The following is a 19,091-nucleotide window of genomic DNA, read 5'->3' on the forward strand; positions in this document are numbered from 1 at the left end:
CGTACGCGACGACAGGCTCACGCAGGGAGGTCGACCTCGGATGGCATTGCCCCGCCGATGTGGGAGCACCGGCCGCTCCGCCGATCTGGGAGCATAGGGACATGGCCCCGCAATCCGCGCAACCGCCCGGCGACCGCCTCGCCGAGCTGCTGCGGCGGGAGCTGCGCAGCGCCCGGACCGAGGCGCTGGACGACGGGGCCGACCCGGACGAGGTGACCGCCGACCTGACCGAGCGGATCCGCCGCCTGCGCCGGCTCAACGAGACCGGCTGGGACGAGGACCGCCCGTAACTGTGTGGGCGGTGTGTGGGTCCCGTTGGTGGGCCCGCGGCGCCGCGGGCCCCACGCTGGAGCGCATCGGTTCGATGTGACTATGCAGCGGAGGTACATAGATGGGACCCGACGTCCAGGAGATGGTGGTAATCCACCGGGTGTTCCGTCGCGAGCTGGCGGCCATCCCGGCGCTGGTGCGCGCGACCACCCCCGGCGACACCGCCCGCGCCGGCGTCATCGGCGCGCACGCCGACTTCGTGCTGGGCTTCCTGCACGCCCACCACTCGGGCGAGGACGAGCTGCTCTGGCCGCTGCTGCTGCAACGGGCGGCGCCCTCGGCCGAGCTGGTGCGCACCATGCAGGCGCAGCACCACGGGGTCGAGGAGGCCACGGAGGCGACCCGCGACGCGCTGCGGGCCTGGACCGCCGCGCCGGACCGCCCGGCGGCGGATCGGCTGGCCGGCCTGGTCGAGCGGCTGCGCGAGGCGCTGGTGGCCCACCTCGACCTGGAGGAGCGCGAGATCCTGCCCCTGGTGAGCCGGCACGTCAGCGCGGCCGAGTGGGCGGCGCTGGCCGAGCACGGCAAGAACGCCACCCCGCGCCGCCAGCTGCCGCTGGTGTTCGGCGCGCTGCTGGAGGACGCGAGCGCGGACGAGCGGGCCGGGCTGCTGGCCGCGGTGCCGGCGCCGATCCGCTTCTTCCTGCGCACGGCGGGGGCGCGCCAGTACCGCCGGCACGTCACCCGCGTCCGGGCGGCCTGACCCCCCGGGCCAGTTCGGCGACGCGTTCGAGGGGGAGCAGGCGCCCCTCCTCGAACGCGGCCCGGAACCCCTCCTCCCCCAGCGCCGCGCGCAGGGCCGCCGCCTCGGCCCGGGCGGCGCGCCGGTCGGCCGGCACCCGCCCTGCCTCCCCGGACGAGGGCGCGGCAGGCTCGCCGGTGACGGTCGCGGCGGCGCCGAGCAGGACCGCGGCCGCGCGCGGGTCGCCGAGGCGGTGGGCCGCCGCGGCGAGGGCGGGCAGCGCGTAGGCGAGCGTCCACCGGCTGCCCGCGGCCGCCGAGCGCGTCACCGACTCGGCGAGCAGCCCGGCGGTGGCCGGCAGGTCACCCTCGGCCTCGGTGACGGTGGCCCGCATGTTGAGCACGAGCGCGATGGCGAACGCATTGTCCGTGCCGCGGGCGACCCGCTCGGCCTCCTCCAGTCGGCGCCCGGCGGCGGCGAGGTCGGCGGCCAGGATGGCGACCTGTGCCCGCACCCCGAGCAGCAGCGCCCAGGCCCACCGATCGGCCGGCTCGTCCGGCGCCGTCCCGTCCGGCTCGGCCACCGCGGCCACGACCCGCCGCGCGCCGGGCCCGTCCCCGACGAACGCGGCGACCAGCCCCGCCAACGCGGCCGTCTCCACCGATACGCCGGCGCGCAGCGCCGCGGTGGTGTCCGCCCACGCCCGGTCGAGGTCTCCGAGGGCGTAGGACAGCACCCCGCTCGCGGCGAGCGCGGGCGCCACGGGCCTGCCGGAGGACAGGGCGGGGCCGAGCCAGCCGAGGGCCTCCGTGGCGTGGGCGCGCAGGGCGAGGTACGGCCAGACGGCCCACACCAGGTCCGCGACTTCGGCGGCGCGGCCGGCCGCGAGGAGGTGCCCGGCCGCCGCGGCCAGGTCGGCGTGGGAGCGCTCGAGGCCGTCCAGCCGCCCGATCAGGCCCGGCCCGCGCAGGTCGCCGGCGGCCTCCAGCGCCTCGGCGAGGAAGTGCTCCGCGTGCCGGTCGGCCGTCGGCGCGGCGTCGGGCGAGGCCGCGAGGCGCTGCCGGGCGTACTGCCGGATCGGCTCCAGCATGCGCAGCCTCGTCCGCCCGTCGGCCTCCGGCGGCACGCGGGTCAGCAGGGATTGCTCCACGAGCGCGGTCAGCCCGGTGAGGCCCGTGCCGCCGACCGCCTCGGCCGCCTCCACGGTGAACGGCGCCCGGAAGGCGGCCAGCCGGGCGAACAGGCGGCGCTGGTCCGCGTCGAGCAGGTCGTGGCTCCAGTCGACCGTGTCCCGCACGGTCTGCTGCCGCTCGGGCAGGTCGCGCAGGGCCCCGGCGGACATGGCCTCGTCCAGCCGCTCCAGCAGGGCGGCCGGCTCCAGCAGGCGGGCCCGGGCGGCGGCCAGCTCCAGGGCCAGCGGCAGGCCGTCCAGGCGCCAGCAGATCGCGGCGATGGTCGGGGCGTTGGCCGCGGTCACGGTCAGCGGGGCGCCCATGGCGGCGGCCCGGTCGAGGAACATCGCCACCGCCGGCGCGCCGGCCACGCTCGCCGGGTCGTCCAGCGCCCACGCGTCGGGCCCCTCGAGCGGCTCGACCACCACCTCGTGCTCGGCCCGGATGCGCAGCGGGGACCGGCTGGTGGCCAGCACGACCAGGTCGGGGCAGGCCGCGACGAGGGCGGCCACGGCGTCGGCGGCGCCGGGCAGGTGCTCCAGGTTGTCCAGCACGAGCAGCAGCCGGCGCCCGGCGAGGTGGGCGGCAAGCGCGTCGAGCAGGGGGCCGCGCCGGCGCTCGGGCATGCCCAGCCGGCCGGCCACCTCCTCGAGCAGCCGCGCCGGGTCGCGCTCCCGGGCGGGGTCGCGCTGCCGGGCCGGGTCGCGTAGTGCGGCGAGCTCGACCACGACGTGCCCGTGCGGGAACTGCCCGGCGGACCGCGCCGCGACGTCGAGAGCCAGGCTGGTCTTGCCGACCCCGCCCGGGCCGGTGAGCGTGACGAGCCGCCGCGCGGACAGTAGCCCCAGAACCTCCGCCGCCTCCTCGTCCCGGCCGATGAGCCGCGACGCCGGGGGCGCGACGGCCGGCGCGGCGGCGGACGCGGTCAGCTCCTCGAACTCGGCCTCGGTCAGGCCGAGCGCGTCGGCGAGGGCGCGGACCGTGTGCGGGTACGGCCGCCGCCGCACCCCGCGCTCCAGCCCGCCGATCGCGTTGACGGTCAGCCCGGCCCGCGCCGCCAGTTCCTCCTGGGTGAGCGCGCGCCGCTCCCGCCACTGCCGCAGCAGCACGCCGAAGGCCCCGGGCCGAACGTCAGTCACGCCGATACGCTAACGACGGCTGGGCGATCATGAACCGCCACAGCACCAGTTGTACCAACGCGAGCGCCACGGCGAAGGGCATCAGGGTCCACACGCCGGCGTGCTGGGACAGCCAGCCGGCCAGCCACGGCAGCGCGGCCCCGCCCACCACCGAGAAGCCGTTCATCACGCCGATGGCGGTGGCGACCAGGCGGGGCTCGACGAGGTCCGGCACGACCGTCATCGCGGTCGGGAAGAGCGGGGCCAGGCAGAAGCCGAGGAGCACGAAGCCGGCCGTGGCGACCGCCGCGACCGGGGCCGCCCAGATGAGCCCGGCGCCGCCGGCCACGCCGAACAGGCACACGGTGGCCATCGCGCCCGGTCCGACGCCGGCCCGCGCCGCGGCCGGGCCGATGAGGAAGCGCCCCAGGGCCAGGCCGAGCCAGTAGCCGCTGACCGTGTAGCCGGCCACCAGGGCCGGCTCACCGTGCTCGCGCACGAGGAAGGTGAAGGCCCACGTGCCGACGGCGATCTCGAGCCCGACGTACAGCGTCAGGAACACCGAGCCGAACACCACCGCCGGCCGCCGGACGGCCTCGCCGAGCGCGCCGCCGGTGCGCGCTCCCCCGGCGACCGGCGAGCGCGGGTGGGCCAGCAGGAAGCCGGCGACCAGCGGGAGGGTGACGATGCCGAGCACGAGCCACACCGAGGTCCAACGCAGGTACTGCACCAGCCAGGCCGCCAGCAACGGCCCCGCGAGCGCCCCGACGCCGAAGAACGCGTGCAGCCGGTTGAGCAGCGCGGACGAGCGGGGCAGCCCGGCCAGGTACACGTTGAGCAGTGACTCGAGCAGCCCGGTGCCGTACCCCAGCAGCAGCTGCACCGCCACCAGCACCGCGAACGGCGGGCGGGTGGCGAGCGCGAACGCGGCCGCGGCGTGCACGGCCCCGCCGACGGCCAGCGCCGTGCCCATCGGGACGCGCTGCAGCACCGCCCCGGCCGTCGCCCCGGCGACCATGAACCCGGCCGAGCTGGTGAAGAACGTGAGGCCGATCGTCGCCTCGTCCACGCCGTAGTCGGCGATCTGGGCCGGCAGCAGGATGCCGCCCACCCCGGCGCCGAGACCGACGAGGACCATCGCGGCGTACGACAGCCGCACCGGCGCCCGGGGCGGGCGAGGCGTGAGATGCACGCCGAGATGGTAAGGCGCCGCAAGGGCCCACGCCCGTTGCCGACCGCACTGGTCGCGCGGCCGGACCCGGCCGGGTGGGTGACGCCTGCGAAGGGCCACCGACGGCTGTTTCCTATCTTTCCTATAGGAAAACTGCTATCGTCGTCCGCATGCGCTTGCGGCGATTCTTGAGCCGGCTGCTGACCGCGCCGATCGACTGGTTGCTGAGCCTCGCGGACGAGCCGCCGCGGCGCACCAGCCCGCAGGAGGCCTCGCTCTGGGCAGAGCTGGCGACGGAGCTGCAGCTGCGCCGGATCGCCGGCCGCGCGGCCCGCTGAGCGGTGGACCGCGGGCACCGCCTGATCCTGCTCGTGTGCCTCGGCGCCGGCTGGACCACCCTGCTGGACCAGGCCATCCTCACCGTCGACCTGCCGGCCCTGCGCGCCTCCCTGGGTGCGAGCGACGCCACCCTGCAGTGGGTGATGGCCGGCTACTCGCTCACCTTCGGCCTGGCGCTCGTCCCGGCCGGCCGCCTCGGCGACATGTTCGGCCGGCGGGCATTCTTCGCCGGCGGGATCGCCCTCTTCGCCGCCGGTGGGATCGCCGCCGCCTGCGCCGACCGGGCCTGGCTGGTGGCGGCGGCGCGGCTGGCCCAGGGCGCCGGCGCGGGCACGGTCAACCCGCAGATCATCGGCCTCTTCCAGGATCTCTTCCGGGGCAGGGCGCGGGCCCGGGCGCTGGGCGCCTACGCGGCCATCGGCGGCCTGTCCGCCTCCGCCGGCCCGCCCCTGGGCGGCCTCATCCTGCAGCTGGCCGGCCCCGACCCCGGCTGGCGCCTGGTGCTGCTGGCGAACCTGCCCTTCGCCCTCGTCACGGTCCCGCTCGCGCTGCGCGTGCTCCCACCCGGCCGCCCGTCCGGCCGCCGGAGCGACCTGGACCTGCCCGGGGTGCTGCTGCTCGGGGTGGCCACCCTGGGCGCGGTCCTGCCGCTGGTCGGCACCCCCGGCGGCTGGCGCTGGGCGCTCCTCGCCGCGCCGGCCGTGGCGGGGCTGGTCGCCTGGGAGCGGCGCTACACCGCGCGGGGCCGCACGGCGCTGCTGCTGCCGGCGCTGATGCGCAGCCGCGGCTACGTGCTCGGCACCCTCGTGGCCATGTGCTACTTCGGCGCCACCCTCGCGCTCAACCTCGTGCTGTCGTTGTACCTGCAGGAGGACCTCGGCCTGCCCCCGCTCGCCGCGGCGGCCATGGCGCTGCCCAGCGCGCTCGGCTTCGCCGCCGCCTCGGCCCTCGGCGCCTCCGTGGTGGGCCGCTACGGCCGGCCCGGCGTGACGGTCGCGCTCGCGGCGGCGGTCGCCGGCGTCGGGGTGGACGCCGCCGCCGTGGCGGTGCTGCCCGGCCGGCCGGGCGCGGACACCGCGCTGATCGTCGCGCTCGCCGCCGGGCAGCTCGTCACCGGTGTGGCCGGCGGGCTGGTCAACGCCCCCAACCAGGCGCTCACCCTCGAGCACGCCCCGCCCGGCGCCAACGGCCTGAGCGCGGCGATCCTGCAGCTCGCGCAGCGCCTCGCGGCCGCCGTCGGCATCGCCGCGGTCACCGCCCTCTTCCTCGGCGGGGCGGCCGGCGGCCGGGTCGCGCTGCTGCACGGCGTGCTGCTGTGCCTCGGCCTGGTGCTGCTCGCGCTCGTCTTCGCCATCGCCGACCGCGACCGCCCGGGCCGCGACCCGGGCCGGCCGTCCCACCAGACATCGGAGCACGAGGCATTGGAGGTAGCCCGACCATGACACTGCACGTCGCGCTGGAGCTCGGCGGTGGGCGCGATCCCGCCGACATCGAGGCCCTCGCCCGCGCCGCGATCGCCGCCGAGGAGGCGGGCGTCGCGCTCGTCACGCTGGCCGACGAACCGGTCGGCGGGGGCGTGCGGATCGAGGCGGGGGTGCGGGCGGCGTTCCTGGCCCGGCGTACCGCGCGGATCGGCCTCGCCCCGCAGCTGCACGTCACCGCGACCGAGCCGTTCCACCTCGCCACCCAGCTGGCCAGCCTCGACCACGCGTCGCTCGGGCGCGCGGCCTGGGTGGTCGGCGCCGCCAACACCGAGGAGGCGCTGGCCACCATCGGGCGGGCACCGCTGGACGCCGCCGGGCTGCGCCGCGAGGTCGACGACGTCATCGACGTGGCGCGGCGGCTGTGGGACTCGTGGGAGGACGACGCCGTGATCCGGGACGTGCCGAGCGGGCGGTTCCTGGACCGCGACCGGGTGCACCACGTCAGCTTCGAGGGCGCCACGTTCTCCATCGCCGGGCCGCTGATCACGCCGCGGCCGCCGCAGGGGCAGCTCGTCGTGCTCGGGGCGGACGCGCTCGGGGTCACCGCCCGGCTGGACGTGGCGCTGGTCGGCGGCGGCTCGATCGGCGAGGTGCGGCGCCGGGCCGAGCTCGCCCGGGCCGGGGGCGCCCCGCTGGTCTTCGCCGACTTCGCCGGCCCGCGGCCCCTGCCCGAACTGCTCGCCGCCCTGGACGGCGTCGTCGACGGCGTGCGGCTGCACCCGGCCGCGCCCGACGACGACCTGGCGTGGCTGTCCACCGTGGACAAGCCGCCGCTGCGCGCCACCCTGCGCGAGACGCTCGGCCTGCCCCGCCCCGAGAACCGCTACGCCACCTCCGGAAGGGAAACGACATGAGCCGGCTGCATCTCGGCGTCTTCTTCACCGGCGTCGGACCGAATCTGCTGTGGACGCGGCCGGACTTCGCGCCGCACACGCACATCGACACGTTCGTGCACGTCGCCCGGACCCTCGAGCGCGGGCTGTTCGACGCGTTCTTCCTCGGCGACGGCCTGCGGGTGCGGGAGAACCGCGGCCGGGTCCACGACCTCGACGTGGCCGGGCGCCCGGACGCGATCACCCAGCTCGCGGCGCTCGCCGCGGCGACGGAGCGCATCGGGCTGGTCGCCACGCAGAACACGACGTACAACTTCCCGGCGGATCTGGCCCGGCGCCTGGCGAGCCTCGACCTGGTGTCGGGCGGGCGGGCCGGCTGGAACGTCGTAACCACCGACAACGCGTGGACCGGGGCCAACTTCCGCCACGGCGGCTGGCTGGCGCACGAGCGGCGCTACGAGCGGGCCGGCGAGTTCGTCGAGGCGGCCAAGGCGCTGTGGGCGGCCCGGCCCGGCGAGCTCGTCGAGCGCCGCACCGGCCTCGTCGACCTGCGCGCGGAGGCGACCGTGCCGGCCAGCCCGCAGGGGCGCCCGGTGCTCTTCCAGGCCGGCGACTCCCCCGGCGGGCGCGACCTGGCCGCCCGCCACGCCGACGTGGTGTTCTCGGCCAACACCGGCTACGCCGAGGCGGTCGCCTACGCCGCCGACCTGCGGGCCCGGCTGGCGGCCTACGGGCGCGCCCCGGACGCGGTGCGCATCCTGCCCGGGGCCTCGGTCGTGCTCGGCGACACCGCGGCGGAGGCCGAGGAGAAGGCGGCGTGGATCCGCCGCGAGCAGACCACCGGCCCGCGGGCCATCGCCTATCTCGAGCAGTTCTGGGGCAAGGACCTGTCGGGCTACGACCCGGACGGCCCGTTGCCGGACATCGAGCCGGCGGACGGGGAGCTCGACCCGTCCCGCGGCACGATCCCGATCGAGATGCGCACCGGAAAGGTGGAGCGGATCCGGCAGTGGCGGGAGCTCGCCGCCGAGCGCAACCTGTCGATCCGGGACCTCGTCATCGAGGTGACGCCCGCGCACGGCGCGTTCGTCGGCACGCCCGGGCAGGTGGCCGACGAGTGGGCGCACTACGTGCGCACCCGCGCGGTGGACGGGTTCAACCTGCTGCCGCAGCTGCTGCCGGGCACGGTCGAGGAGGTGGTGGACCGGCTCGTCCCGCAGCTGCAGGAGCGCGGCGTGTACCGCACCGAGTACGAGGGCACCACACTGCGCGAGCACCTCGACCTGCCACCGGTCGGCTGACCGGGCCGGCTCAGCGCAGATCGGCGGCGGCCAGGTACGTGCCGACGGCGGCGATCTCGGACTCGTCGAGCGGGATCTGCGGCACGGCCGTGGTCGGGTGCGCGATCACGCCGAGCAGGTACAGCGCCGCCTTGAACGCCCCGAGCGCCGACGAGCCGTGGCCCATCCGGGACCGCCCGACGGCGACCAGGTCGAAGAGGCGCACCAGCCGCTCCTGCTCGCGCCGGGCGGCCACCCAGTCGCCGTCGCGGGCGGCCCGGTACAGCCGCGCGTACCCGTGCGGGTCGACGTTGCCCAGCCCCGGCACCACGCCGTCGGCCCCCATCCACAGGGCCGAGTCCACGGTGATCTCCGAGCCGGTGAAGACGGCGAAGCCCTCCGGGCGGTCCAGCAGCAGCCGGCGCAGGGCGGCGTCGTCGCCGCTGGAGTCCTTCAGGCCGGCGAGCACCCCGTCGGCGGCCAGGGCCAGCAGCAGGTCGCCCGGCAGCTTGCTGTGCACGGAGACGGGGAGGTCGTAGGCGTACAGCGGGATGCCGGTCCGCTCGGCGAGGGTACGGAAGTGCAGCTCGATCTCGGCCGGGTGGGTCCGGGTGTAGAAGGGCGCGGTGGCGACCAGGCCGTCCACGCCGGCCCGGACCGCGGTGAGCGCGTGGTCGAGCACCCGCAGGGTGGTCATGTCGATCGCGCCGGCGAGGACCGGCACCTGCCCGGCGACGTGCCCGACGACGGTGTCGAGCACGACCCGGCGGTGGGCGTCGGGCAGGAACGCCACCTCGGAGGTCGACCCGAGGACGAACAGCCCGTCGACGCCCCCGGCCAGCAGGTGATCCACCAGCCGGACCAGGGACCCGGTGTCCACCTCGAAGTCCGGCGTGAGCGGGGTGCACACCGGGGGGATGACGCCGGTCAGTGCGGTGGCGGTGGTCATGCGCGCTCCTGTGCTTGGCTGATCAGTTCACGGTCGGTGGCCCCGTCGCGCACCGGATGGAAGCAGCGGAAGGCGTGCTCGCCTTCCGACGTGAAATCGGGCATTGCTCCCGCACAGGCCTCGTCCGCTTTCCAGCAGCGGGTGCGGAAGGGACAGCCGCTCGGGGGCCGGGTAGCCGAGGGCACCGGGCCGGCGAGCGGGATCGGGTCGATCGGGTGCAGCAGGCCGGGCGTGGCCGAGAACAGCGCCCGGGTGTACGGGTGGCGGGCGCCCTGCGGCACCGCGGTGGCCGGGGCCTGCTCGACGATCCGGCCGAGGTACATCGTCACCACCCGGTCGCTCATCCGGCGCACGGTCTGGATGTCGTGCGACACGAACACCAGCGCCAGGTTGAGCCGGGCCTTGAGGTCGAGCAGCAGGTTGAGGATCTGCGCCCGCACCGAGACGTCCAGGGCGCTCGTCGGCTCGTCGGCGATGAGCAGGTCCGGCTCCAGCGCCAGGGCGCGGGCGATGGCCACCCGCTGGCGCTGGCCGCCGGACAGCTGCCCGGGCAGCGCGTCCAGCGCGCCGGCCGGCAGCCCGACGAGGGCGAGCAGCTCCCGCACCCGCGCGTCGCGCTGGGCGCCCTTGCCGCGGCGGTGGACGTCGAGCGGGTCGCGCAGGATGCGGCGCACCGGCAGGCGCCGGTTCAGCGCGGTCGACGGGTCCTGGAAGACCATGCCGGTGCTGGAGCCGATCATGGTACGGCGCCGGGCCGCCGGCAGCGCCCAGATGTCCTCGCCGCGGAAGCGGACGGTGCCGGCCGTCGGGCGCTGCAGCCCGACGAGCACGCGGGCCAGGGTCGACTTGCCGCAGCCGGACTCGCCGACCACGCCGACCGTCTCCCCCGCCCGGACGGTGAGCCCGGCGCCGGTGAGCGCGTAGACCCTGTCCCGGGCGAAAAGCCCGCCGGTGCGCGCCTTGTGCACCACGTGGACGTCGCTGAGCTCCAGCAGGTCGGTCATCGGGACACCTCCGCCAGGTCGAGGGCCGGGTGGTGGCAGGCCACCGCGTGGGTCGCGCCGATGAGGTCCGGGGCGGTGTCCCGGCAGACCTCGGTCGCCATCGGGCACCGGTCGGCGAAGCGGCACCCGGCCGGGAAGCCGGACGGCGAGGGCACTACGCCGCGGATCTGGGTCAGCCGCTCGGCCCCGGCCTCCAGGGACAGCACCGAGCCGAGCAGGCCGCGGGTGTAGTGGTGGGCCGGTGCGCCGATGAGCGCCGAGGTCACGCCGGACTCGACGATCTGCCCGCCGTACATGACGACGATGCGATCCGTGACGTCGGACACCAGCGCCAGGTCGTGCGAGACGAGGATGAGCGCGAAGCCGAGCTCCTCGCGCAGCCGCAGGAGCAGCTCGATCACCTGGGCCTGCACCGTCACGTCCAGGGCGGTCGTCGGCTCGTCGGCGACGATGAGCCTCGGGTCGCGCGACAGGGCCATGGCGATGAGGACCCGCTGGCGCTGGCCGCCGGACAGCTCGTGGGGGTACGCCGACAGGGTCCGCGCCGGGTCGAGCCCGACCATCTCCAGCAGCTCGGCCGGCCCGCGCCGGCCGCCGCGCCGGACGAGCTGCTTGAGCTGGGCCCGGATGGTCATCGCCGGGTTGAGCGAGGACAGCGCGTCCTGGTAGACCATCGCCATGTCGTGGCCGAGCAGCCGGCGGCGCTGCCTGGCCGAGAGGCTCAGCAGGTCCCGGCCGGCGAACTCGACGCGGCCCCGCACCCTCGCGCCGCGCGGCTGCAGGCCCATGACGGTGAGCGCGGTCAGCGACTTGCCGCAGCCGGACTCGCCGACGAGGCCGAGCACCTCGCCCGGGCGCACGTCGAAGGAGATGCCGTCGACGATGTCGACGTCGGCGTGCCGGCCCGGGAAGCCGATGGCCAGGCCCTCGACGCGCAGCACCGGCTCGCCCTGGGGCAGCGGGCGGGCCCGCTCCGCGATGCGCCGGGCCGCCTCGGCGAGGCCGGGCAGCTCGGTGACCTCGCCGGACCCGGGGTGGGCCCGTTCCATCGTGTCGTCGGTGTTGCTCCGCGCCTTCGTGCCGGGCGCGGCCCACGCGTCCGCGACGCCCTCGGCGAGGATGTTCAGCGCCAGCACCGTGACGAGGATCAGCAGGCCGGGGAAGACGGTGGCCCACCAGCCGCCGAGCAGCACCATGTTGCGCCCGTCGGCGATGACGCTGCCCCAGGACGGGTTCGGCGGGCGGACCCCGGCGCCGATGAAGGACAGCGAGGCCTCGAAGACGATCGCGTCGGCGACCATGACGGTGCAGAAGACCAGCACGGGCGCGGCGCAGTTGACGGCGACGTGGCGCACCAGGATGTGCCACGTGCGGGCGCCGATGGTGCGCTCGGCGGCGATGTAGTCCTCCTCGTACTGCGCGAGCACGTTGGCCCGCACCACCCGCGCCACGGACGGCACGTAGAGGAAGGCGATCGCCAGCACCAGCACCTGGATGCCGCCGCCGAAGACCGCGACGAGCACGGCCGCCAGCGCGATGCCGGGGAAGGCCATGACGACGTCGAGGACCCGCATGACGGTCTCGTCGACGCCGCGGCGGGAGGTGGCCGCCACGGCGCCGATGAGCGAGCCGGCGACCAGCGCGATGAGCGTGGCGCCGAGACCGATGAGCAGCGAGAAGCGGGCGCCGTACATGAGCCGGCTGAGGATGTCGCGGTTGCTGCTGTCCAGGCCCATCCAGTGCCCGCCCGACGGCCCGCCGCCGACGCCTTCCTGCACGTAGGGCGAGTGCGGGGCGAGCAGCGGGGCGGCCAGCGCGGCCACCGCGACGACGGCCAGGAGGACCACGGCGATCCAAGGCGCCAGGCGCTTCATGCGGCGCTCCTCAGGCGGGGGTTGACCAGCAGGTACAGGACGTCGACGAGCAGGTTCACCACGACGAACCCGACGGCGATGGTGAGCACCACGCCCTGCACGACGGCGGGGTCGCCGTCGCGCACCGCGTTGATCATCAGCTGGCCCATGCCGGGCAGCGCGTAGATCTGCTCGATGACCACGGCCCCGCCGAGCAGGTACCCGATGCGCAGGCCGAGCACGGTCAGCGGGTTGATGAGCGCGTTGCGCAGCACGTTGCGCCCGACCACCACGACCGGCGGCAGGCCGCTGCCGATCGCGGTGCGCACGTAGTCCCTGTCGAGCTCCTCGACCATCGAGGTGCGGATGATCCGGGTCAGCTGGGCGGCGACCGGCAGCGACAGCGACAGCGCGGGCAGCGTCATCGAGCGCAGCCAGCCGGAGAACGAGTCGGCCGGGTTGATGTAGCCGCCGGTGGGGAACCAGCCGCGGTCCACGGCGAGGTACTGGATCATCAGCAGCGCCAGCCAGAACGCCGGCGCGGCCACGCCGACCAGCGACACGAGCCGGATCACCTGGTCCGGCCAGCGGTCCCGGAAGATCGCCGCGGTGACGCCGAACAGCAGCGCCAGCACCACCGCGACGAGCAGGCCGAGCAGCGTCAGCTGCAGGGTCAGCGGCAGCGCGGTGGAGACCGAGTCGATGACCGGCGCCTTGGTCAGCACGCTGGTGCCCATGTCGCCGTGCAGGAGGTCGCCGACGAACCGCACGTAGCGCACCGGCAGCGGGTCCAGCAGGCCGTTGTCGACCTGGAACTGGTGGACCTGCTCCGGGGTCGGGTTGGCCCCCTGGAAGTACGCGTACTCCGGCTTGCTGTCGGAGAAGCGCATGACGATGAACACGAACGCGATGACGCCCAGCAGCAGCGGCACCAGAATCAGCAGCCGGCGGACCAGCATGCGCACGACCATGCCCACGGCTCAGGTCCGTTTCGCCTGCAACAGGTTGATCCCGGGGTACCCTTGCGCCCGCACCCCGCTCAGCTTCTTGGCGTCCCACGCCGTCATCAGCTCGGTGTGCACGACCGGGTAGAGCACCGCCTGCTCGGCGATGACGTCGAGGTAGGCGTGCACGAGCTCGAGCTTCTTCTTGGCGTCGGGCTCGGCCGTGGCCGCGTCCATCTTCGCGAAGAGGTCCTTGGCGGCCGGGCTCGAGTCCCACTTGGTGTACTTCATCCAGGTGCCGCCGGACGTGTAGTTGTACCGCAGGATCAGATCGGCGTCGAGCCCGAACTGGTTGGGGTTGGACGCCGCCGCCACCACCTGGTACCCCTGCGACTGGTCCATCTTGGTGAACAGCGCGCTGGTGTCCTGCGGCTGCAGCGTCGTCTTGACCCCGATCGCCTCCCAGGAGTTGGCGATGGTGGGCAGGCAGTCGACGATCCAGCTGACGTTGACGGCCATCAGCGAGATGGTGAGCCCGGTGACCCCGGCCTCGGCGAGCAGCGCCTTGGCCTTGTCGGGGTTGTAGGCGTACACCGTGGAGGCCTTCTGGTAGGAGGGGTTCTCCTGGTTGAGGAAGCTGGTCGAGGCGGCGCCGTGGCCCTTGAGCGCCACGTCGATCATCTTGCCGGTGTCGATCGCGTAGAACAGCGCCTGGCGCACCCGCACGTCGTCGAACGGCTTCTGGGCGGTGTTGAACATCAGGAACATGTGGTTCATGCCCTTGCCGCCCTCGACCGTCAGCCCCGACTTCGCGAGCTGGTCGATGTTCGCGTACGGCACGTTGTCGGCGATCTGCGCCTCGGCCGACCCGCCGGAGATCTTCGCGACCCGGGCGGAGGCGTCGACGATGCTCAGCCAGTTCATCTTCTTCACGGCGGCCGGGCGCGGGCCGTTGTACCCCGCGTAGGCCTCGAACGTGGTGTTGGACTTCGGCTGGTGCGAGGCCTGTTTGTAGGGCCCGGAGCCGACCGCCTTGCCGGACTTGGCCGCGTCCCAGCCGCCGGCCACCCCGAAGACGTGCTTCGGCATGATCTTGGCGATGGTGAGCCGCTGCACGGCGTCGGGGAACGGGAACTTGAAGAACAGCTCGACCGTGCGGTCGTCTACCTTGCGTACGGTCTCGAGCCAGGAGCGGAAGAACGAGCCGATGAGCACGTTGGCCTTCGGGTCCAGCACCCGCTCGTAGGTGAACAGCACGTCGTCGGCGGTGACGGGCTGGTCGTCGTGCCACTTCGCCCCGTCGCGCAGCGTGAAGCGCCAGGTGGTGGCGTTGACGTCGGACGGCAGCGCGGTGGCCAGGGCCGGGTACGGCGCCCGCGTGACCGGGTCGGTGTCGAGCAGACCCTCGTAGATGTGGCAGTTGGCGGCCATCGTGAACGCCGACGCCGTCATCGTGGGGTCCCAGCTCTGGTCGTTGCCGTAGCCGATGACCGCGGTGATGAGGTCCTTGTCCCCTTCCCCGCCGGACGATCCGGTCGAGGCTGGCCCGCCGCAGGCGGCGAGGGTCGAGCTGATCGTCGCGGCGGCGCCGAGTGCGCCGCTGTACCGCAGGAAGTCGCGGCGGCTGAACGCGTGCCGTGAAGCCAGGGTGTGCACGGTGCCTCCTATGTGGGCGGTTGTGAGATCGGCCTAACATTGGACGTCCCACATCCCATGTCCTGTCGTAGTCTGGAGGCTAGGACGTCTATCGCACGACGGTCAAGAGTTCGTAGGATGTCCCACCAAGCCACAACCCTGGGGAGCGACATGACCACGGCGCGCAGTGATCGACTCGGCAATCGGCGCCGTAGCCGGGCGCTCGAGGTGCAGGACGAGGTCAAGGAGCTGATCCTGCGCCGCCGCCTGGTCGCCGGCGACCCCCTGCCCACGGAGTCGGAGCTGGTCGAGGAGCTGGGCGTGGGCCGCAACGCCGTGCGCGAGGCCCTGAAGGCCCTCCAGGCCGTCGGCATCGTCGACATCAGGCACGGCTTCGGCATGTTCGTGGGCCGGATGTCCCTCAACGGCCTGGTCGACGAGCTGGCCTTCCACAGCCGGATCACCATGGGCGACGAGCGCAGCCACCTGGGGTACATGATCGAGATCCGCGAGGCCCTGGAGAGCGGCCTGGTCCAGCTGCTCATCGACCGCGACCCCGTCGCCGAGCCCGTCGTGGACGAGGTGCTGGAGCGCATGGAGGCCGAGGCGAAGGTCGGCATGGTCTCGCCGGAGACGGACAAGCTCTTCCACGACGCGCTCTACCGGCCGCTGAACAACCCGCTCGTCGGCCAGCTGCTGGGGGCGTTCTGGGACGTGTACCACCAGTTGCGCGACGACCTGGGCGAGCCCGACGAGGCGCCGGACGACGTGGCCCGCAAGCACCGGGACATCCGCAACGCCGTGGTGGCCGCGGACCGCGACGCGGCCGCATCTGCCATGCGCGCCCACTTCGCCGGGGTCCGCGCCCGCCTGGCGCGCCTACAAGAGAAGAACTGAGAAACAGGCTTTCGCGACATGCCGGGCGCTGCGCCCGCCTGGCGCGCCTACAAGAGAAGAACTGAGAAACAGGCTTTCGCGACATGTCGGACGCTACGCGCCACGACATGTCGGATTTATACCCCGACAGGCACCGACAGGTGATACATGCGAACCTCGCGGTTCGCAGCGGGGCAAAGGCCGTCAGTCAGGCGGCCATCGCGGCCCGGGCCTGCGCCACCCGCTGCTTCACGTCGTGGAAGTGCAGCCGCATCGCCTCCCGGGCCGCCTCCCGGTCGCCGGCCCGCAGCGCGTCGACGATGCGCCGGTGGTTGGCCACGGTCTGCTCGGCGCCGTCGGGCGGGGCCAGCTCGTCGTCGCAGGAGTGGTACACGTCCCAGAACAGCCCGATGAGCTGCAGCACCAGCTCGTTGCCGCAGCTCTCGTAGAGCAGCGCGTGGAAGGCCCGGTCCGCCCCGGCGTCGTGCGCCATGCCGTTGACGAGCGCGTCCAGGGCGGCGAACCGCGCCTCGCTCACCGTGCCGACCACGTCGCCGACGAGCCCCACCTCCAGCAGCTCGCGCACCTCGACGAGGTCCTGCAGCGCGCGGATCCCGCCGCCCGGGCCGGAGCGCACCCGGAAGGTCAGCGACGGGGTGAGCACATCCAGGGACGCGCGGCCGACGAAGGTGCCGTACCCGTGGCGGATCTCGACGATCCCGAGGGCCTGCAGCGCCCGGATGGCCTCCCGCACGCTGTTGCGGCTGGCCCCCAGCAGGTCCATGAGCTGCGGCTCGGTCGGCATCGGCGCGCCCGGCGGCAGCTCCCGGTCGTGGATCAGCTCGACGATCCGGTCCTGCACCGAAGTTCCCGCGCGCTTGGCCATCGACCAACCCCTCCCAGACCTTGACGCCCGTCGGCGCAGCCTCCTAAGGTCCGAGGACAGAGGACGTCCTACGTCCTACCACTTCCCGAGAGGCTCACCGATGACGATGCCTGGGCTCATGTTCGGCGGGGACTACAACCCGGAGCAATGGCCCGAACCGGTATGGGACGACGACGTGCGGCTCATGAACGACGCCGGGGTCACGCTCGTGTCGGTCGGGATCTTCGCGTGGGCCGCGGTGGAGCCGCGCCCCGGGCAGTACGACTTCGGCTGGCTCGACCGCGTGCTCGACAAGCTCGCGGGCGCCGGGATCGGGGTCAGCCTGGCCACGATGACCGCCTCGCCGCCGCCGTGGCTGGCCGCCCGGCACCCGGAGACGTTGCCCCAGCGGGCCGACGGGACGCGGCTGTGGCCCGGCGGCCGGCAGCAGTACTGCCCCTCCAGCCCCGTCTACCGCGAGCACGCGGCCCGGCTCGTCGAGCGCGTCGCCGGGCGGTACGCCGCGCACCCCACGCTGCGGCTGTGGCACATCGGCAACGAGTACGGCTGCCACGTCCGGCAGTGCTTCTGCGACGTGTCGGCCGAGGACTTCCGGCGCTGGCTGCGCGGGCGCTACGGCGACCTGGACGCGCTGAACGAAGCCTGGTCGACGACGTTCTGGTCGCAGCGGTACGGCGAGTGGTCCGAGATCCTGCCGCCGCGCACCGCCCCGACGTTCGCCAACCCGGCCCAGAAGCTGGACTTCGCGCGCTTCAGCAACGAGGCGATCCTGGCCTGCTACACGATGGAGCGCGACATCGTGCGGCGGCACACCCCGCACGTGCCCGTCACCACGAACTTCATCGGCCTGGTGCACAAGCCCATCGACTCCTACCGCTGGGCCCGCGAGCAGGACGTGGTGAGCCTCGACAGCTACCCCGACCCGTACGACCCGCGGGCCCACGTCGAGGCGGCCTTCGGCTACGACCTGGTCCGCGCCGCCCGCGGCGGGCAGCCCTGGCTGCTCATGGAGCAGGCGCCGGGGGCGGTCAACTGGCGGGAGCGCAACGCGGCCAAGCCGGCCGGGGTGCTGCGGCTGTGGACCTGGCAGGCGATCGCCCAGGGCGCCGACGCCGCGCTGTTCTTCCAGTGGCGGCAGTCCGCGGGCGGCGCGGAGAAGTTCCACTCCGCGATGGTCCCGCACGCCGGCCCGGACAGCCGCGGCTACCGCGCCGTGCGCGAGCTGGGCCGCGAGGTGGGCCGGCTGGCCGAGGTGGCCGGCACCCGGGTCGCCGCCGACGTCGCCGTGGTGCACGACTGGGACAACTGGTGGGCGCTGGAGTCCGACGCCCACCCGGCCGTGCTCGACCTGCTGCAGGCCCACCGCGTGCACTACGACCCGCTGTTCGACGCGCACGTGAGCGTCGACGTGGTCCCGCCCGGCGCCGACCTGAGCCCCTACCGGCTGGTCGTCGTCCCGAACGCGTACCTCATGAGCGCCGCCACCGCGCAGCGCCTGACGACCTACGTCGAGCTGGGCGGGCACCTGGTGGTCTCGTTCTTCTCGGGCATCGTCGACGAGGCCGACCGCGTGCACCTCGGCGGGTACCCGGCGCCGCTGCGCCGCGTCCTCGGCCTGAGCGTCGACGAGTTCCACCCGCTCGCCCCGGATGCCACCGTCGCCATCGACGGCGGCCACGGCACGGTCTGGTCGGAGTGGGTCGTGCCCGAGGGGGCCGCGACCGTGGCGGCGTTCCGCGACGGCGAGCTGGCCGGCCGCCCCGCCGTCACGCGCCACGAGTTCGGCGCCGGCGTGGCCTGGTACCTCGCGACCCGCCCGTCCATCATGCGCGCGCTGCTCGGCCGCGCCCTGTCCGAGGCCGGCGTGACCCCGGTGCTGCCGGACCTGCCCGCGGCCGTGCAGGCGGTCGAGCGCCGCGGCGACGCTCGCCGATACCTGTTCCTGCTCAACCACGGCGCCGAGCCGGCCACGGTGGCACTGCCCGAGCCCGGAGCGGACCTCCTGTCCGCCGACGGCCGTCCACTGTCGACGGTGACGCTGCCGCCGCGCGGCGTCGCCGTGATCCGCACGGCCTCGACCGGGGCCGCGACCGATCACGTCGCCGGGTCGCTTCGGCCCTCCAGCCGCTCGTAGCGCTGCCGGGCCGCCTGCGGGGTGCCCAGGCCGAGGCTCAGCGCGATGTCCTGCCAGGTCATCGCCCGGGCGCGGGCGGTTCTGAGCAGGTAGAGCTCCGTGGCGTCCACTTCCGCCCGCACCTCGGGCAGCAGGGTCAGCGCCGCGACCAGGTCGGACTTGTCCAGCGGGGGTTCGCCCGGGGCCGGCGGGATCGACCCGGCGGCCATCGCCGCCGCGACGCGGACCACCTCGTGCGGGGCGGCGACGTCCGCGTGGGTGTGCCGCGAGCGCAGCTCGGGCGATCCGGCGTGGCGCTCGGTGAGGTGGGCCAGCGCGGTGTACACCCGCTCCGCGCGCCGCGCCTCGGGGTCGGGGAAGGTCAGCATCTCCGTCATACCTTCGGAGCATGCCAGCTAAAC

17 protein-coding genes are annotated in these 19,091 nt (G+C 74.5%); 8 read left to right on the forward strand and 9 right to left on the reverse strand.

Annotation, left to right across the window (positions count from 1 at the left end):
• The first annotated feature begins 101 nt into the window (after positions 1–101).
• Together ABD352_RS08115 and ABD352_RS08120 are read left to right on the forward strand one after the other, a co-directional pair.
• Complete coding sequence (locus ABD352_RS08115) at positions 102–290, forward strand: hypothetical protein (protein ID WP_344611608.1); 189 nt, start codon at positions 102–104, stop codon at positions 288–290.
• A 101-nt stretch (positions 291–391) separates the two neighbouring features.
• The gene (locus ABD352_RS08120; protein WP_344611609.1) at positions 392–1,033 is read left to right on the forward strand and encodes a hemerythrin domain-containing protein; all 642 of its coding nucleotides are present in this window, start codon (positions 392–394) and stop codon (positions 1,031–1,033) included.
• Here ABD352_RS08120 and ABD352_RS08125 read toward each other — a convergent pair.
• Both ABD352_RS08125 and ABD352_RS08130 read right to left on the reverse strand, forming a co-directional pair.
• A complete protein-coding gene (locus tag ABD352_RS08125; protein ID WP_344611610.1) occupies positions 1,011–3,323 on the reverse strand; it encodes an ATP-binding protein in 2,313 nt (770 codons plus the stop codon). The two genes, ABD352_RS08120 and ABD352_RS08125, sit on opposite strands and share 23 nt — an antisense overlap.
• Positions 3,316–4,494, reverse strand: coding sequence for an MFS transporter (locus tag ABD352_RS08130; protein WP_344611611.1), 1,179 nt, complete (start codon positions 4,492–4,494; stop codon positions 3,316–3,318). The genes ABD352_RS08125 and ABD352_RS08130 overlap by 8 nt, the downstream gene beginning before the upstream one ends.
• A gap of 149 nt (positions 4,495–4,643) precedes the next feature.
• Between ABD352_RS08130 and ABD352_RS08135 the strand changes: the two genes are divergently transcribed.
• From ABD352_RS08135 to ABD352_RS08150, 4 genes are read left to right on the forward strand one after another with little or no spacing between them, the layout of a single operon-like run.
• Positions 4,644–4,811, forward strand: coding sequence for a hypothetical protein (locus tag ABD352_RS08135; protein ID WP_344611612.1), 168 nt, complete (start codon positions 4,644–4,646; stop codon positions 4,809–4,811).
• A gap of 3 nt (positions 4,812–4,814) precedes the next feature.
• The gene (locus ABD352_RS08140) at positions 4,815–6,254 is read left to right on the forward strand and encodes an MFS transporter (protein WP_344611613.1); all 1,440 of its coding nucleotides are present in this window, start codon (positions 4,815–4,817) and stop codon (positions 6,252–6,254) included.
• Positions 6,251–7,150: an LLM class flavin-dependent oxidoreductase gene (locus ABD352_RS08145; protein WP_344611614.1), complete on the forward strand. Its 900-nt coding sequence runs from the start codon at positions 6,251–6,253 to the stop codon at positions 7,148–7,150. The genes ABD352_RS08140 and ABD352_RS08145 overlap by 4 nt, the downstream gene beginning before the upstream one ends.
• Positions 7,147–8,430, forward strand: coding sequence for an LLM class flavin-dependent oxidoreductase (locus ABD352_RS08150; protein ID WP_344611615.1), 1,284 nt, complete (start codon positions 7,147–7,149; stop codon positions 8,428–8,430). The genes ABD352_RS08145 and ABD352_RS08150 overlap by 4 nt, the downstream gene beginning before the upstream one ends.
• Positions 8,431–8,440: 10 nt before the next feature.
• Here ABD352_RS08150 and ABD352_RS08155 read toward each other — a convergent pair whose 3' ends face one another.
• From ABD352_RS08155 to ABD352_RS08175, 5 genes are read right to left on the reverse strand one after another with little or no spacing between them, the layout of a single operon-like run.
• Complete coding sequence (locus ABD352_RS08155; RefSeq protein WP_344611616.1) at positions 8,441–9,358, reverse strand: dihydrodipicolinate synthase family protein; 918 nt, start codon at positions 9,356–9,358, stop codon at positions 8,441–8,443.
• Positions 9,355–10,362: an ABC transporter ATP-binding protein gene (locus ABD352_RS08160; protein WP_344611617.1), complete on the reverse strand. Its 1,008-nt coding sequence runs from the start codon at positions 10,360–10,362 to the stop codon at positions 9,355–9,357. The genes ABD352_RS08155 and ABD352_RS08160 overlap by 4 nt, the downstream gene beginning before the upstream one ends.
• The gene (locus ABD352_RS08165) at positions 10,359–12,236 is read right to left on the reverse strand and encodes a dipeptide/oligopeptide/nickel ABC transporter permease/ATP-binding protein (RefSeq protein WP_344611618.1); all 1,878 of its coding nucleotides are present in this window, start codon (positions 12,234–12,236) and stop codon (positions 10,359–10,361) included. The genes ABD352_RS08160 and ABD352_RS08165 overlap by 4 nt, the downstream gene beginning before the upstream one ends.
• Positions 12,233–13,186, reverse strand: coding sequence for an ABC transporter permease (locus ABD352_RS08170; protein ID WP_344611880.1), 954 nt, complete (start codon positions 13,184–13,186; stop codon positions 12,233–12,235). Before ABD352_RS08170 ends, ABD352_RS08165 begins: the two co-directional genes overlap by 4 nt.
• A 9-nt stretch (positions 13,187–13,195) precedes the next feature.
• Positions 13,196–14,815: an ABC transporter substrate-binding protein gene (locus tag ABD352_RS08175; protein WP_344611619.1), complete on the reverse strand. Its 1,620-nt coding sequence runs from the start codon at positions 14,813–14,815 to the stop codon at positions 13,196–13,198.
• Positions 14,816–14,965: 150 nt separating this feature from the next.
• Between ABD352_RS08175 and ABD352_RS08180 the strand changes: the two genes are divergently transcribed.
• Positions 14,966–15,691, forward strand: coding sequence for a FadR/GntR family transcriptional regulator (locus tag ABD352_RS08180; protein ID WP_344611620.1), 726 nt, complete (start codon positions 14,966–14,968; stop codon positions 15,689–15,691).
• 187 nt (positions 15,692–15,878) lie between these two features.
• Here ABD352_RS08180 and ABD352_RS08185 read toward each other — a convergent pair whose 3' ends face one another.
• Positions 15,879–16,556: a FadR/GntR family transcriptional regulator gene (locus ABD352_RS08185; protein ID WP_344611621.1), complete on the reverse strand. Its 678-nt coding sequence runs from the start codon at positions 16,554–16,556 to the stop codon at positions 15,879–15,881.
• A gap of 100 nt (positions 16,557–16,656) precedes the next feature.
• Between ABD352_RS08185 and ABD352_RS08190 the strand changes: the two genes are divergently transcribed.
• Positions 16,657–18,690 carry a beta-galactosidase gene (locus ABD352_RS08190; RefSeq protein WP_344611622.1) on the forward strand — a complete coding sequence of 678 codons (2,034 nt, stop codon included), beginning with the start codon at positions 16,657–16,659 and terminating at the stop codon, positions 18,688–18,690.
• Here ABD352_RS08190 and ABD352_RS08195 read toward each other — a convergent pair.
• On the reverse strand, positions 18,651–19,067 hold the full coding sequence (locus ABD352_RS08195; RefSeq protein ID WP_344611623.1) for a DNA-binding protein: 417 nt from the start codon (positions 19,065–19,067) through the stop codon (positions 18,651–18,653). The genes ABD352_RS08190 and ABD352_RS08195 overlap by 40 nt on opposite strands.
• Positions 19,068–19,091: the final 24 nt, after the last annotated feature.

This window comes from Dactylosporangium salmoneum, assembly GCF_039532525.1.
GTDB classification, from domain to species: Bacteria; Actinomycetota; Actinomycetes; order Mycobacteriales; family Micromonosporaceae; genus Dactylosporangium; species Dactylosporangium salmoneum.